The sequence below is a fragment of the Pseudomonas sp. P106(2024) genome (genome assembly GCF_057480815.1).
Window position 1 is genome coordinate 479087 of sequence record NZ_JBLIYU010000003.1, and the last position, 14376, is coordinate 493462.

At 66.3% G+C, this 14376-nt stretch carries 15 protein-coding genes; 4 read left to right on the forward strand and 11 right to left on the reverse strand.

Annotated features, from left to right (window positions below):
- Window position 1: 1 nt before the first annotated feature.
- From AC25M7_RS08425 to AC25M7_RS08455, 7 genes are all read right to left on the reverse strand, one after another.
- Window positions 2-367: a Na+/H+ antiporter subunit G gene (locus AC25M7_RS08425; protein ID WP_028690548.1), complete on the reverse strand. Its 366-nt coding sequence runs from the start codon at window positions 365-367 to the stop codon at window positions 2-4.
- Window positions 364-642 (reverse strand): K+/H+ antiporter subunit F, encoded by a 279-nt coding sequence (locus AC25M7_RS08430; protein ID WP_011534656.1) that lies wholly within the window; start codon window positions 640-642, stop codon window positions 364-366. The genes AC25M7_RS08425 and AC25M7_RS08430 overlap by 4 nt, the downstream gene beginning before the upstream one ends.
- Window positions 639-1127, reverse strand: coding sequence for a Na+/H+ antiporter subunit E (locus AC25M7_RS08435; RefSeq protein ID WP_028690549.1), 489 nt, complete (start codon window positions 1125-1127; stop codon window positions 639-641). The genes AC25M7_RS08430 and AC25M7_RS08435 overlap by 4 nt, the downstream gene beginning before the upstream one ends.
- Window positions 1124-2803 (reverse strand): monovalent cation/H+ antiporter subunit D, encoded by a 1680-nt coding sequence (locus tag AC25M7_RS08440; protein WP_486970932.1) that lies wholly within the window; start codon window positions 2801-2803, stop codon window positions 1124-1126. The genes AC25M7_RS08435 and AC25M7_RS08440 overlap by 4 nt, the downstream gene beginning before the upstream one ends.
- Window positions 2800-3144, reverse strand: a complete 345-nt coding sequence (locus AC25M7_RS08445) for a Na+/H+ antiporter subunit C (RefSeq protein ID WP_028690551.1) — start codon at window positions 3142-3144, stop codon at window positions 2800-2802. Before AC25M7_RS08445 ends, AC25M7_RS08440 begins: the two co-directional genes overlap by 4 nt.
- A complete protein-coding gene (locus AC25M7_RS08450; protein WP_486970933.1) occupies window positions 3144-6050 on the reverse strand; it encodes a monovalent cation/H+ antiporter subunit A in 2907 nt (968 codons plus the stop codon). Before AC25M7_RS08450 ends, AC25M7_RS08445 begins: the two co-directional genes overlap by 1 nt.
- Before the next feature lie 198 nt (window positions 6051-6248).
- Complete coding sequence (locus AC25M7_RS08455; RefSeq protein ID WP_062363591.1) at window positions 6249-7193, reverse strand: DMT family transporter; 945 nt, start codon at window positions 7191-7193, stop codon at window positions 6249-6251.
- Between the two features lie 84 nt (window positions 7194-7277).
- On the opposite strand from AC25M7_RS08455, the gene AC25M7_RS08460 reads away from it, so the two are divergent.
- Window positions 7278-7841, forward strand: a complete 564-nt coding sequence (locus tag AC25M7_RS08460) for a helix-turn-helix domain-containing protein (protein ID WP_096048277.1) — start codon at window positions 7278-7280, stop codon at window positions 7839-7841.
- 4 nt (window positions 7842-7845) lie between these two features.
- On the opposite strand, the gene AC25M7_RS08465 is transcribed toward AC25M7_RS08460, so the two are convergent.
- Complete coding sequence (locus AC25M7_RS08465) at window positions 7846-8394, reverse strand: cysteine hydrolase family protein (protein WP_486970934.1); 549 nt, start codon at window positions 8392-8394, stop codon at window positions 7846-7848.
- An 82-nt stretch (window positions 8395-8476) separates the two neighbouring features.
- Here AC25M7_RS08465 and AC25M7_RS08470 point away from each other — a divergent pair, with 82 nt between their 5' ends.
- Window positions 8477-9454 carry a GlxA family transcriptional regulator gene (locus AC25M7_RS08470; protein ID WP_486970935.1) on the forward strand — a complete coding sequence of 326 codons (978 nt, stop codon included), beginning with the start codon at window positions 8477-8479 and terminating at the stop codon, window positions 9452-9454.
- Here AC25M7_RS08470 and soxR read toward each other — a convergent pair.
- Window positions 9421-9909 (reverse strand): redox-sensitive transcriptional activator SoxR, encoded by a 489-nt coding sequence (soxR, locus tag AC25M7_RS08475; RefSeq protein ID WP_062363588.1) that lies wholly within the window; start codon window positions 9907-9909, stop codon window positions 9421-9423. The two genes, AC25M7_RS08470 and soxR, sit on opposite strands and share 34 nt — an antisense overlap.
- 88 nt (window positions 9910-9997) lie before the next feature.
- Here soxR and AC25M7_RS08480 point away from each other — a divergent pair, with 88 nt between their 5' ends.
- Window positions 9998-10378, forward strand: a complete 381-nt coding sequence (locus tag AC25M7_RS08480) for an antibiotic biosynthesis monooxygenase (protein WP_028690558.1) — start codon at window positions 9998-10000, stop codon at window positions 10376-10378.
- On the opposite strand, the gene AC25M7_RS08485 is transcribed toward AC25M7_RS08480, so the two are convergent.
- Both AC25M7_RS08485 and AC25M7_RS08490 read right to left on the reverse strand, forming a co-directional pair.
- Window positions 10357-11127: an alpha/beta hydrolase family protein gene (locus AC25M7_RS08485; RefSeq protein WP_186596541.1), complete on the reverse strand. Its 771-nt coding sequence runs from the start codon at window positions 11125-11127 to the stop codon at window positions 10357-10359. The two genes, AC25M7_RS08480 and AC25M7_RS08485, sit on opposite strands and share 22 nt — an antisense overlap.
- Window positions 11111-12223, reverse strand: a complete 1113-nt coding sequence (locus AC25M7_RS08490) for a DUF3182 family protein (protein ID WP_307944862.1) — start codon at window positions 12221-12223, stop codon at window positions 11111-11113. The genes AC25M7_RS08485 and AC25M7_RS08490 overlap by 17 nt, the downstream gene beginning before the upstream one ends.
- A 195-nt stretch (window positions 12224-12418) precedes the next feature.
- Between AC25M7_RS08490 and AC25M7_RS08495 the strand changes: the two genes are divergently transcribed.
- A complete protein-coding gene (locus tag AC25M7_RS08495) occupies window positions 12419-14221 on the forward strand; it encodes an aminopeptidase P family protein (protein ID WP_307944865.1) in 1803 nt (600 codons plus the stop codon).
- Window positions 14222-14376 lie beyond the last annotated feature (155 nt).

Genomic DNA, 14376 nt, shown 5'->3' on the forward strand with positions numbered 1-14376 from the left:
CTCAGTTACCGCGATCACGCCCGCTGCTGACTTCTTCTGGTACCTCCTCGCCCGAGGTGCGCTTGCGAAACAGCGCGGCCCTGGCCAGCAGCAGGGTGGTCACCGGCACGGTGATCGACAGCAGGATCGGGATCAGCCAGGCGTGCAGCACCGGGCTCTGCTTGAGCACCGAGAAATACAGGATCGAGGCCAGCGCCACGCACCAGGCGCCGATGGTCGAAGCCAGTGCGGGCGGGTGCATGCGCTGGAAGTACTCCTTCAGGCGCACCAGGCCGATGGCGCCGACCAGCGCGAACAGGCTGCCGATAAGCAGCAGGGCGGCCGTGACCAGCTCCAGCCAGAACGGCAATACCACGCTTTCGTTCATTCGATCACCTCGCCACGCAGGAGGAACTTGGCCAGGGCGAAGGAACCGACGAAGCCGAACAGGGCGATCAGCAGGGCGCCTTCGAAATAGGTATCGCTGGCGTAGCGGATCCCCAGTACCAGCATCATCAGCATGCCCAGGATGTACAGGTAGTCCAGGGCCAGTACCCGGTCCTGGGCGGACGGGCCGCGGAACAGCCGGATCAGCGTCAGCCCCATCGCCAGGGCGAAGATGAACAGGCTGGCGAGGACGGCATTGGCGAGCAGGCCGCTCATTCGAAGATCTCCATCAGCGGGCGTTCATAGGTGTGTTTGAAATGTTCGATGAACGCCGGTTCGTCGTCCAGATCGAACACATGCAGCAGCAGTACGCTGCGGTCCAGGGCCAGTTCCGACCAGATGGTGCCCGGCACCACGGTGGTGATCATCGATAGCGCCGCCAGGCCGTGCGCGTCGCGCAGGTTCAGCGGGATGTGCACGAACGCCGAGCGCGGCGGCGTGCTGCCGGCGCGCAGGACGCCACGGGCGACCTGCAGGTTGGAATGGATCACATCAAGGCCGACCCGGCCGATCAGCTTGGCAATCACCCAGGGCCTGCGCACGTGGGCATGCTGCGGGCGCAGCGGCGCCATCAGGATCGGTGCGAGGATGCCCAGCAGGGCGCCCAGCAGCAGGTTGCCCGGGCTGACCGACAGATTGAGCAGCAACCACAGCACGAACAGCGCAATGGAAAGCAGTGGCGCGGGGAGCAGTCGATTCATGGTTGCACCTCCAGGCCAGCGGTGGTCGGGCCGGGCAACGACCGGGTCGCCATCACTGCCTTGATGTAGGTCTCCGGCGTGCGCAGGCTGGCGGCGGTGTCCTGTGTGTAGCGCAGCAGCGGCTCGGCCTTGAGGCTGAGGAAGATGCACAGGCCCAGGAGGATGACGATGGGCACGCATTCATAGCGACGCAACACCGGGGAAGGGCGTTCCTCGGGCTTCCAGAAGCGCTGGATGCCGACGCGGCCGAAGGCGATCAGCGAGGCCATGCCGGACAACACCAGCAGGGTGACCAGGATCCAGCCCGCGGTGCCCAGTGGCTGCTCAGTGGCAACTCCCAGGCCTTGCGGGTTGAACAGCGCGCTGATCAGGTTGAGCTTGCCGATGAAGCCCGACAGTGGCGGCATGCCGATGATCAGCAGGGCGCAAGCGATGAAACTCAGGCCGAGGAAGGCCATGGTCCAGGGAATGATCTGGCCGATCACCGCCTGCTGCTCGTCGTCCAGGTTGATGCCCTTGGGCGGGTGCAGCGATTCCAGGGGCGAAGGCATCGCATCTTCTTCATCGTCCAGCGGCGCCTCGTTGGCCGAGCGCGAGCGCTCAACCAGCTCGGCCAGCAGGAACAGCGCGCACAGGGCCAGGGTGGAGCTTGCCAGGTAGAACAGCGCGGCGCCGGTCAGGATCGATTGGCCGAAGCCGACGGCGGCCAGCAGCGTGCCGGCGGACATCAGGATGCTCAGGGCCGCCAGGCGCTCCAGGCGCTGGGCGGCGAGGATCGACATGGCCGCCACGGCCAGGGTCGCCAGGCCGCCATACACCAGCCAGTCGCCACCGAAGAACGCCGAGGCGCCGGCCTGGCCGGAGAACAGCAGCGTCCACATGCGCAGGATGGCGTACAACCCGACCTTGGTCATGATCGCGAACAGCGCGGCCACCGGTGCGCTGGCCGACGAATAGGCCGGCACCAGCCAGAAGTTCAACGGCCACATCCCGGCCTTGGCCAGGAAGGCAATGGCCAGGATCGCCGCGCCGGCATGCAGCAGGCCGCGGTCTGCTTCTGGCACCAGCGGCACTTTCAGCGCCAGGTCGGCCATGTTCAGGGTACCGGTCACGCCATAGAGCATGGCCGCGCCGACCAGGAACAGCGACGAGGCAAACAGGTTGATGGCGATGTAGTGCAGCCCGGCCTTGACCCGCGCCCGCCCCGAGCCATGCAGCAGCAGGCCGTAGGAGGCCGCCAGCAGCACCTCGAAGAACACGAACAGGTTGAACAGGTCGGCGGTGAGGAAGGCGCCGTACAGGCCCATCAGCTGGATCTGGAACAGTGCGTGAAAGCTGGCCCCGGCACCGTCCCAGCGTGCCCGGGCGAACAGCAGGGCGCTCAAGCCGACGATGCCGGTGAGGGTGAGCAGCAGCGCCGACAGGTGATCGACCACCAGGGCGATGCCGAACGGCGCCGGCCAGTTGCCTGGCAGGTAGACGCCAATGGACTCGGCCTGGCCCTGGGTGCGCACCCACATCAGCAGGGTAACGGCGATGCCCAGGCCAAGGGCGGTGGACAGCAGGTTCAGGCGCGCCTTGAGCCAGCGGTGTTTCTCGCCAATCAGCAGCATCAACGACGCGGTGACCAGTGGCAGCAGGATCGGCGCGATGATCAGTTGGTTCATCCCGCTCATTCCTCACGCTCCCGGCCATCGACGTGGTCGGTCCCGGTCAGGCCGCGGGAGGCCAGCAGCACCACCAGGAACAACGCGGTCATGGCGAAGCTGATGACGATTGCGGTGAGTACCAGTGCCTGGGGCAGCGGGTCGGTGTAGTGCAGCAGGTCGTGGGGCACGCCGTCCTTGATGATCGGCTCCTTGCCGATGAACAGGCTGCCCATGCTGAAAATGAACAGATTGACCCCGTAGGACAGCAGGCACAGGCCCATGATTACCTGATAGGTACGCGGGCGCAGGACCAGCCAGACCCCGGAGGCGGCCAGGACGCCGATGGCGACTGCAATGACTTCTTCCATCAGGCGGCTCCTGCTTGGCTGGACTTGGCGGGGCGGTAGGCGCGCACTGACTGGTGGGCCAGGGCGGTGAGGATCAGCAGGGTCGAGCCGACCACCACGGTGTACACGCCGATGTCGAAGAACAGCGCGCTGGCCACGTGTACGTCACCGAGCAGCGGCAAGTGCAGATGGGCGGTGTGGGTGGTCAGGAACGGGTAGCCCAGCAGTATCGCCCCGGCACCGGTGAGGGTGGCGCAGAGCAGGCCGGTGCCCATCCAGCGCAGCGGACGCAGGCTCATCTGCGCCTCGACCCACTGGGTGCCGGCGACCATGTACTGCAGGATGAACGCCACCGACATCACCAGGCCGGCGACGAAACCGCCGCCTGGCTGGTTGTGGCCACGCATGAACAGGTACATCGACACCAGCAGGGCGATCGGCAGCAGCAGGCGCACCAGGGCGGCCGGCACCATCATGAAGCCGAGCGCGGTGTCGGTGGCCTGGCGCGGGTTGACCAGGTCGGTGACCACGTCCGGTGCCAGCAGGCGTTGCTGCGCCGGCAGCTGCATGCTCTCCTTCGGCGGGCGGAAGCGGCGCAGCAGGGCGAACACGGTCAGCGCCACGGCCACCAGCACGGTGACCTCGCCGAGGGTGTCGAAGCCGCGGAAATCCACCAGCATCACGTTGACTACGTTGGTGCCGCCGCCCTGGGGCAGGGCGCGGCTGAGGTAGAACGACGAGATGTCGTTGGGCGTCGGGCGGGTCAGCATGGCGTAGGACAGCAGTGCCATGCCGCCGCCGACCAGCACTGCCAGCACCAGGTCGCGCAGGCGCCGCAGGCGTGCGCGGTCCTGGTTGCCGGGCAGCGGCGACACGCCTTCGATACGCCGTGGCAGCCAGCGCAGGCCGAGCAGGATCAGCACGGTGGTGACCACCTCGACTGCCAGTTGGGTCAGCGCCAGGTCCGGCGCGGAGAACCAGACGAAGGTGATGCAGGTCATCAGGCCGCAGACGCCGACCATGATCAAGGCGGCCAGTCGGTGATACTTGGCCTGGTAGGCGGCGCCGATGGCGCAGGCGATAGCGATCAGCCAGAGCGCGACGAACACCCCGGAGCCCGGGATCTTTGGCCGGTCGCCCCAGCTCAGGCCACTGTACAGCAGAGGTACCAGGCCAGCGACGAAGGCCGCCAGTGCCAGCATGAACAGTTGCGTCTGCAGGCGCTTGGTGGTCAGCAGCCGCTCGCCATGCCGGGCCAGCAGCATCAGGCGCACCAGGCCGTGCTCGAACAGGCGCTTGCCGTTGAAACGCTCGATCAGCGGTGGATAGGGGAAGCGGCCGCGCTGCAGCTGCTTGCGTAGCAGCAGGTAGAGCACGATACCGCCGGTCATGGCGATCAGGCTCATGATCAGCGGCGCGTTCCAGCCGTGCCAGATGGCCAGGCTGTATTCCGGCAGCACGCCACCCACCACGGGGGTCGCGGCCGCGGCCAGCAACGGGCCGACCGATTGTGCCGGGAAGATGCCGACCACCAGGCAGGTGAGCACCAGCAGTTCGACCGGTGCGCGCATCCAGCGTGGTGGTTCGTGAGGCGTGTGCGGCAGGTCCTGGGCCGGGGGGCCGAAGAACACATCGACGGTAAAGCGCAGCGCGTAGGCCACGCTGAAGGTTCCGGCCAGGGTGGCGATCACCGGCAGGGCCGCTTCGACCCAGGCCGTGGAGGTGATGAACACGGTCTCGGCGAAGAACATCTCCTTGGACAGGAAACCGTTCATCAGCGGCACGCCGGCCATCGAGGCGCTGGCGACCATGGCCAGGGTCGCGGTGAACGGCACCAGGCGGAACAGGCCACTCAGGCGACGGATGTCACGGGTGCCGCTCTCGTGGTCGATGATCCCCGCGGCCATGAACAGCGAGGCCTTGAAGGTGGCGTGGTTGAGGATATGGAACACTGCGGCGACCGCCGCCAGCGGGCTGTTCAGGCCCAGCAGCAAGGTGATCAGGCCAAGGTGGCTGATGGTTGAGTAGGCCAGCAGGCCCTTGAGGTCGTTCTGGAACATCGCGGCGAAGGCGCCGAGCAGCAGGGTGGCGGCACCGGCGCCGCCGACGATCCAGAACCATTCCTCGCTGCCCGACAGCGCCGGCCACAGGCGGGCCAGCAGGAACACCCCGGCCTTGACCATGGTCGCCGAGTGCAGGTAAGCCGAGACGGGGGTGGGCGCCGCCATGGCATGGGGCAGCCAGAACTGGAAGGGAAATTGCGCGCTCTTGCTCAGGGCGCCGATCAGGATGAGGGGCAGCAGCACCGGGTACAGCGCATGCTGGCGGATGGTGTCACCGGCAGCCAGGACCTTGTCCAGGTCATAGCTGCCGACCACATGGCCGAGCAGCAGGGCCCCGACCAGCAGGCACAAGCCGCCGGCCCCCGTGACCATCAACGCCATGTAGGCGCCGCGGCGGGCGTCGGCGCGGTGGTGCCAATAGCCGATCAGCAAGAACGAGAACAGGCTGGTCAATTCCCAGAAGAACACCAGCTGGATCAGGTTGCCGGAGATCACCAGGCCGAGCATGGCGCCCATGAACGCCAGGAAGAAGGCGAAGAAGCGCGGCACCGGGTCCTGGGGCGACATGTAGTAGCGGGCGTACAGCGACACCAGGGTGCCGATGCCCAGCACCAGCAGGCTGAACAGCCAGGCGAAGCCGTCCATGCGCAGGACCAGGTTCAGGCCCAGGCTCGGCAGCCAGAGGAATTCCTCGCGGATCACCCCGCCATCGGCGACCTGGGGGTACAGCAACGCCACCTGGACAGTGCCGACCAGGGCCACGAGCCCGGCAAGAATGGACTCGGCGTTGCGTGCGTTGTGCGGCAGTACAGCCGCCAGGCAACTGCCCAGGAAGGGCAGAAGCAATAGCACAATCAATGACATAGCGTTCTGTTCTGAGAAGTTTGCCAAGGATCATACGTGCCGGACGGTTGATCACCAACACGCAAGCGGTTGCAGGATCCTACAAATGTGCTGTGACAAGCTGTTTTTTTATAACAGTTTCTTTCAGAGCATAGCGGCTGAGCGAATGTCCGTGGGGCTGTATTCAACGCTTGCGGATTGTCTGTGAAGGCGGGGGGCTTACAACCCCGCCTCGCGCTCGCGGGCCTCATCATCCTGCAAGGCGCTGGCCTCATCCTGGCGACGAATCTTCAGCTCGCTCACCACCACCGCCAGCACGATCAGCAGCCCGCCGATCAACGCCACGCCTGGCAGGCGCTCGCCGGCGATGCGCCCGACGATGCCGGCCCACACAGGTTCGCCAGCGTAGATCAGGGTGGCGCGGGTCGGCGAGACCGACTGCTGCGCCCAGTTCATCGCCACCTGGATCACCGCGCTCATGGCGCCCAGGCCTACCGCACTGATGAGCAGCAGCCAGGAAAAACCGGGCAGTTGTTCCTGGGTCGGCACGATCATCAGGAACGACAGCGCCGAGGCGGTGGCCAACTGCACCACGGTGACCCGGCGCACATCGACCTGGCCGGCGTAGCGACTGATCAGGATGATCTCGCCGGCGATCGCCACGGCGCTGACCAGCGTCACCAGTTCGCCTTCACTGAAGTGCAGCGCGCCGCCCTCGGGGCCGGCCAGCAGCATCAGACCGACGAAGGCCAGGCCGATGCCCAGGCTCGGCATCAGGCCCGGGCGGCGGCCCAGTACCAGCCATTGCAGCAGAGGCACGAAGGGCACATAGAGCGCGGTGATGAACGCCGACTGGCTGCTGCTGATGGTCTGCAGGCCCATGGTCTGCAAGCCGTAGCCCAACATGATCGAGACGCCGATGAGCACGCCGGCCTTGAGTTCGGTGAAGGTCAGCCCCGACAGCGAACGGGCCGACACCAGGCCGACGAACAGGGCGGCGGCGGCAAAGCGCAGGCCGACGAAGAACATCGGCCCGCTGACGGTCATGACGTTGTGCACGATCAGGAAGGTGCCGCCCCAGAGCATGGTGATGAACACCAGCACCAGTTCGGCCTTGCTCAGGCGCAAGCTGACGGTGGGTTTGCGGGCGGGGGCTTGGCTCATGGTCTTGCGCACTCGGAAGGGGCGGCGCACAATTCGCCGCAAAGTGGGCAGTATACTGCGCACCCCCTACCAGTGAGCAATATAGTGCACAAAGATTCCGAGCACCGTGCATCGGTGCTGCAGCATGTCAGCCAGAACGTTCGCCGCTTGCGTGGCGACGCCGGCCTGAGCCAGGCCGCCCTGGCCGAGCGCTCCGGGGTCAGCCGGCGGATGCTGGTGGCCATCGAGGCTGGCGAGAAGAATGTCAGCCTCACCACCCTGGACCTGATCGCCGAAGCGCTGGGGGTGGCGTTCAGCACCCTGATCCAGGCGCCGGACCGGCGTGACCCCAGTCGCATCGAAGAGCTGGCCTGGGCCGGTGTGCACCCTGCCAGCCGCGCCGTGCTGCTCGGCAGCAGCCCGGCACGGCGCGAGGTCGAGTTGTGGGAGTGGACCCTGGCTCCGGGCGAGTGCTACGCCAGCGAGGCCGATGCCGCTGGCTGGAGCGAGCAGATCTATGTGGCCGACGGCCGCCTGACCCTGATCATCGAAGGGGGAGAGCGGCAATTGGGCAAGGGCGAATTCTTCGTCTTCCCCAGCGACTGCCGCTACGCCTACCGCAATGATGGCCAGGAGCCGGTGCGTTTCGTGCGCAACGTGGTGATCTGAGCCCTCAACCGGCCAGCAACTCGTCGATACTGGTCACCCTGGCGTAGGCGAATGCCAGCGCGGCCATTGCCGAGGCGTGCACATCGGCCGCCGCAACCGTCTTGCCGTCGAACTCCAGCGCCAGCGTCGCGCAGGCATCGTAGGCCACGCTGACTTCATAGCCGAAGTCGGCGGCGGCGCGGGTCGCGGCATCGATGCACATGTGGCTCATGCTGCCGGCGATGGTCAGTGCCTTGATGTCGTGCTGGTCGAGCAGCGCCTTCAGCTGGGTGTCGCGGAAGCTGTTGACCTTGTGCTTGAGCACCACCGCCTCGCCGGCCGCCGGCGCGACCTTGGGGTGGATCTGCGCGCCGGCCGAGCCTGGCACGAAGAAGGGTGCGTCGGCGCTCTCGAACTCATGGCGCACATGCACCACTAGGTCGCCACGCTCACGGGCCGCGGCCAGTAACCGGGCGGCGTTGTCGGCGGCCGCCTCGGCGCCGTCCAGGGTCCATTTGCCACCGGGGAAGTAGTCGTTCTGGATATCGATGATGATCAGGGCGCGCTTGCTCATGGTGCCTCCTGCGGCAGTAGTGATGAACTGCCGATAGTTATAGGCTGTGGCGACCCGATCGAGGATAGGCGCGAGCGACACAATGACGGCAAAAACTGACAGCCTGGAAATCGGCGTGCTGATCTATCCCGGCGCCCAGAGCGCGGCGGTGCACGGCCTGACCGACCTGTTCGCGGTGGCCAACCGGGTCGCCGCGCAGCTGGGCGCACACGATCTGCCGGTGCTGCGGGTGACCCATTGGCAGCTCGATGGCGCGGGGCAGCTGCAGGTGGTGCATGACAGCCAGCCGGCAAGCGGCCATGCGCTGCGGGCGCTGATGATTCCGCCGAGCCTGGCGGCGACCCCGTCTGCCGAGGTGTTGCAGGCCCATCGCGCCGCGCTCAGTCAGGTGCACGGCCAGGGTACCGTGCTGGCCTCGGTATGCATCGGTGTGTTCCTGGTGGCCGGCAGCGGCCTGCTGGATGGTCGGGCGGCCTGTACCCATTGGAACTATGTCCAGGCCCTTTCCGATCGCTTCCCCAAGGTGCGGGTGCAAGGCAGCCAGCCACTGCTCGACGACGGCGACATCGTCACCTCTGCCGGGCTGATGGCCTGGACCGACCTCGGCTTGCACTTGATCGAACGCTTCCTCGGCCACACCCTGGCCCGCGAGACGGCCCGCTATCTTGCGGTCGAGCCCTCGCCGGCGCCGCTGCCCGGCGCCCTGTTCCAGCCGCGCCTGGACCATGGTGACGAGGCGGTGCTGAAGGTGCAGCACTGGTTGCAGGCCGAGGAGGCCCGGGATGCCGGCCTGGCCGACATGGCCGGTTGCGCGGGCCTCGAGCCGCGCACCTTCCTGCGTCGCTTTCGCGCCGCCACCGGCCTGCGTCCCACCGAATACGCGCAGCAGGTGCGGGTCGGCCGGGCTTGCCGCTTGCTGGAGTTCACCCGGCGCAGCGTCGACCAGATCGCCTGGGGCGTCGGCTATCAGGACCCCAGCGCTTTTCGCAAGGTGTTCCAGCGCCTGACCGGGATGACCCCCAGCGACTACCGGCGGCGCTTCGCGGTCATCAGCGGCTGAGCCTCGCTGCTGGTCGGGTGCGGCCCCGGGCCCTCATCGGCGAGGCGGTCGTGATGGTTGCGCAGCGGGCATTCCTTCAACGACATGCAACCACAGCCGATGCAGCCGTCGAGCTGGTCGCGCAGCATCACCAGCTCGTCGATGCGCCGGCTCAGGTCGTCGCGCCAGCGCGCCGACAGGCGTTGCCAATCGTCGGCAGTGGGCGTGTGATCGCAGGGCAGCGCCTGCAGGGCGCTGGCGATGTCGGCCAGGGCGATGCCCAGGCGCTGGGCCATCTTGATCACCGCCACCCGACGCAGCATGGCACGCGGATAGCGGCGCTGGTTGCCGGCGTTGCGGGTGCTGTGAATCAGCCCCTTGGTCTCGTAGAAGTGCAGCGCGGTCACGGCCACGCCGCTGCGCGCGGCCAGCTGTCCGACGCTGAGCAGGCGCTCCTGGGCGGAAGGGGGCTTCATTGGCAATAAAATCCTTGACCTTGAGTTAGCTGGAGGTTTTACCCTTCACGACCATCTGCTGCAAGAGCCCAAAACGAGGAGATGCGTCATGGCGGCCAACACCCATTCCCTGTGGTTCACCCAGATGATCGAGTACGACGTGCCCCCCTTGCGCCAGGATGCCCTGGCCGAGGCCCTGGTGGTGCGCAGCGAGCACCTCGCGCAACGCTGCGATGGCCTGCTCAGCGTCAGCATCCAGGTCAGCGACGACGGTCGCCGGGTGCTCCAGCACCTGCGCTGGCAATCGCGCCAGGCCTGGGCGGCCGCCGCTGGCTGCTTCATCGAGGAGCCGTTCCTCGACCTACTGGGCGAGCACCGGGCCCGTGGGGTGAACTTCGCCGCGTACCAGACGCTACGCAGCCTGGTGCGTGGCGCCGACGGCGGCCTGCACTGCCAGCTGGGCAGCACTCAGGCGTACCAGGGCGCGTAGTGCGGGTAGCGGTCCAGGCGCGCGCCGATGACCATCTCGCTGATCCAGGCCGTGAGCAGGGCGCTATAGGCTTTCTGACTCTCTTCGCTGGACAGCGCGTGGTCGGCGCCATCGACCAGGCGGTGGGTCATCGAGTGGGCGCCGACGAAGGCCGAGCGATAGCTCATCAGCGTGCTGTGCGGCACATAGTCGTCCTGTTCGGACTCCACCAAGAGCACGTCGCCGGCGAATTCGGCGCAGGCGGCCAAGGCGCGGTTGTCGGCAGGGCCGAGCTCACGCAGGCGGTAGGCGTTGAGCCGCTGGCGGTCGAGGGCCTGCTTGGGCGCATCCCATTCATCGTCCCAGTAGAGGGCCGGCACCCTTAGGGCGAGCCATTTGACTGGCCGGTGACGGGTGAGCAGGGTGGCCAGGTAGCCGCCGTAGCTGCTGCCGATCACGGCAATGGCGCCGGGGTCGACCGATGGCTGGCTGGCCAGCCGGTCGTAGGCGGCCAGCAGGTCGGCCAGGTTCTGCTCGCGGGTGACGGTCAGGCGCTGGCTCTCGGTCTTTTCGTGGCCGCGCAGGTCGAAGGTCATGCATACGCAGCCAAGCCCGGTGATCTGCCGGGCGCGGGCCAGGTCGCGCTGCTGGCTGCCGCCCCAGCCATGGACGAAGAGGATCCCCGGCATGCGGCTGCCCGGGCTGACCAGGGTGCCGACGATGCTTTCGCCCTCGACGTGCAGTTCAACGGTTTCACTCTCGATGGTCATGGTCACGTATCCGTGCATATTTGCTGAGTTGTCCAAGTTCACTGTCGTGGCCCTGATAGAACAGGGTGGCGTCGGTGGGCAGTTGCGCGTCGCCGAAGACCTCGTGGGTTGACGCGCGTAGCCGTTGCAGCGCCGGGTCGGCGGCGAAGGCCTGCAGCGCGAGGACCTCGGCGGGGCTGGCACCGCCCAGTCGCCAGGATTGCTCGAGCACGCCGCTGCGCAGGTGTCCGTGATGGTCCTGGCCGCGGGCGATGTCGTAGTTGCGCCGTGAGGCGATGAAGCCTGGGAAGTAGCGCTTGGCAGCCTCTTCATAGGTCATGGCCTGGTTGATGGCCAAGCGCAGGTGATCCTCAAGTGGCAGCTGCAGCAGGTGCTGGTAGTCACCGCGCACGATCACCAGGTCGGAACCACCATATACCTCGGTGCCCGCATGATCGCGAGTGAGGTGCTGGGTGCCGTGATAGCTCAGGGTCAGCCCGGCCACGCGTACCTGGCCGACGCTGAAGGTCTCGACGGCATCGAGGTCTTCCTCAAGCACCAGGCCCCAAAGCCCCAATTGCTGTTCATCCATTGCCTCCAGCAGCGGCTCCAGGGCCTGACCATCAACGATCACCTGCTGGCCCCGACCGGCGCAGGCCAGTACCGGCTTGATCCTCACCGGTCCATCGCGCAGCAGCAGTTCGGCAGCGCGCCGGGCATCGGCCTTGGAGAACACGGTATAGCCACGCAGCAGGGCGTCGCTGGCGTGATGGGCAAAGGCGTCGGTCCAGCCGGGAGGGAAGATGGCGTCTGCCGGTAGCGGGTGGGAGATAGCCTTGGTGGCCATGTGCGGATGGCTGACCATGCCGCCGAACAGGTCATGCTCGTCGTGGACGCCGAGCGCAGCGTACCGCTGCGCGTCGACCAGGGTCTGGGTCGGTACATAGTAGTAAGCGGCCGTTTCGGATTGCGTGGGCGATGGCTCGACCCGCTCGACACCCAGCAGAAGGGCTAGGTGATCGGCAATCTGCAGGTGGACCGCCCGTTCGTGCTCGGGAGTGTGCTCGCGGGTGTCGAGCAGCACGACGGCGCTTTTCGGTTCGCGTGAGTGGGGCATGGCCTACCTCGCTTACGCACGGTATGTAAGGGTTGTGAAGGCCCGTAGCCGGTTTAGTTCAGGGGGATGGATCGACGGTCGGCAGGGCAGTTGGGGCAATGCATACCTTGTTACGGTCGTGGTGATTGCGGGCGTCTGCCGGGTGTTTCATTATCAACGCCTTGGACCCGTCGACACCTATCCGCAGGAGTGCGCATGAACAGTCAGTCCCCCCTTCACGAATCCATCCCGGCGCGCCTTGCCCGTGTGCGCGAGGCCATGGCCCGGGAGGGCGTGAATGCCCTGTTGGTGCCTTCGGCTGATCCGCACCTGTCCGAGTACCTGCCGGGCTATTGGCAGGGGCGGCAGTGGCTGTCCGGTTTCCTCGGTTCGGTGGGGACGCTGGTGGTAACGGCTGACTTTGCCGGGCTGTGGGCTGACAGCCGTTACTGGGAGCAGGCGGAAAAGGAGCTGGTCGGCAGTGGTATCGAGCTGATGAAGCTGCGCCCCGGCCAGCCCGGGGCGCTGGAATGGCTGGGGACGGAGGTGGACGGCACGGTCGCGGTGGATGGCGCGGTCATGGCCCTGGCCTCGGCGCGGCAACTGGGCGAGCGCCTGCAGGCGCGTGGTTCGACGTTGCGCACCGATCTCGACCTGCTGGATCGGGTATGGGTTGACCGCCCCTCGCTGCCGGGTAATCCGGTGTACCAGCACCTGCCACCCCATGCCACGGTCAACCGTGCGCAAAAACTCGTTGAACTGCGCAGCACGCTGCGGGAAAAGGGCGCCGATTGGCACTTTATCGCCACCCTCGACGACATCGCCTGGCTGTTCAACCTGCGTGGTAGCGATGTCTCCTACAACCCCGTGTTCGTTTCCTTCGCGCTGGTCAGCCAGGACAAGGCGTTCCTGTTTGTCGGGCGTGACAAGGTCGACGGCCACCTGCGCCAGGTACTGGCGGCCGATGGCATCGAGGTCCGCGACTACGCTGAGGTCAACGACGCGTTGGCCGCGATTCCGGCAGCAGCCAGTCTGCTGGTGGACCCGGCGCGGGTTACTCGCGGCCTGCTGGACAATTTGCACGAGCAGGTGCGACTGGTTGAGAGTATCAACCCGACCACCCTGAGCAAATCGTGCAAGGGAGAAGGGGATCTCGTTCATATTCGCCAGGCCATGGAGCAGGATGGCGCGGCGCTATGCGAATTCTTCGCCTGGTTCGAAGCGAACCTCGGCGTGCAACCGATCACCGAACTGACCATCGACGACCAGTTGAGCGCAGCCCGTGCCCGTCGTCCTGGCTTTGTGTCGCTGAGCTTTTCGACCATCGCGGCGTACAATGCAAACGGCGCAATGCCGCACTACCGCGCCACCGAAGAGTCCCATGCCGTCATTGAGGGCAATGGCCTGCTGTTGATCGACTCGGGCGGCCAGTACCTGGGCGGGACCACCGATATTACGCGGATGGTGCCGATCGGCGAGCCGAGCCATGAGCAGAAGGCCGATTGCTCCCGGGTGCTCAAGGGCATGATCGCCCTGTCGCGGGCCAGGTTCCCGCGTGGGATACTCTCGCCGCTGCTTGATGCCATCGCCCGGGCACCGATCTGGGCCGATCAGGTCGAGTACGGCCATGGCACCGGTCACGGTGTCGGCTATTTCATGAATGTGCACGAAGGCCCGCAAGTGATTGCCTACCAGGCCGCGGCCACACCGCAGACGGCCATGCAGCCGGGCATGATCAGTTCCATCGAGCCCGGCACCTACCGCCCGGGGCAGTGGGGCGTGCGGATCGAGAACCTGGTGGTCAACCGCGAGGCCGGTACCAGCGAGTTCGGTGAGTTCCTTTCGTTCGAGACTTTGACCCTGTGTCCAATCGACACCCGCTGTCTGCTGGTCGAGACGCTGGGCAGTGAAGACATCGCCTGGTTGAACCGTTACCACCAGACGGTGCGGGAGCGACTGGCGCCGTTGCTGGAAGGCGAGGCGCTAGCGTGGCTGGAGCGACGCACTTCCGCGCTGTGAGCATGGTGTGCTGGTAACAAAAAGGGCAGCCATTGGCTGCCCTTTGTTTATCGGTTTGTCCCGTCCTGAATAAGGTTTACACCTCCCATCCCGAATTTCCGGAGAGTCAGATGGAGCAAGGTGTAAAGCGCACACAGCGTGATTATTCACTGTCT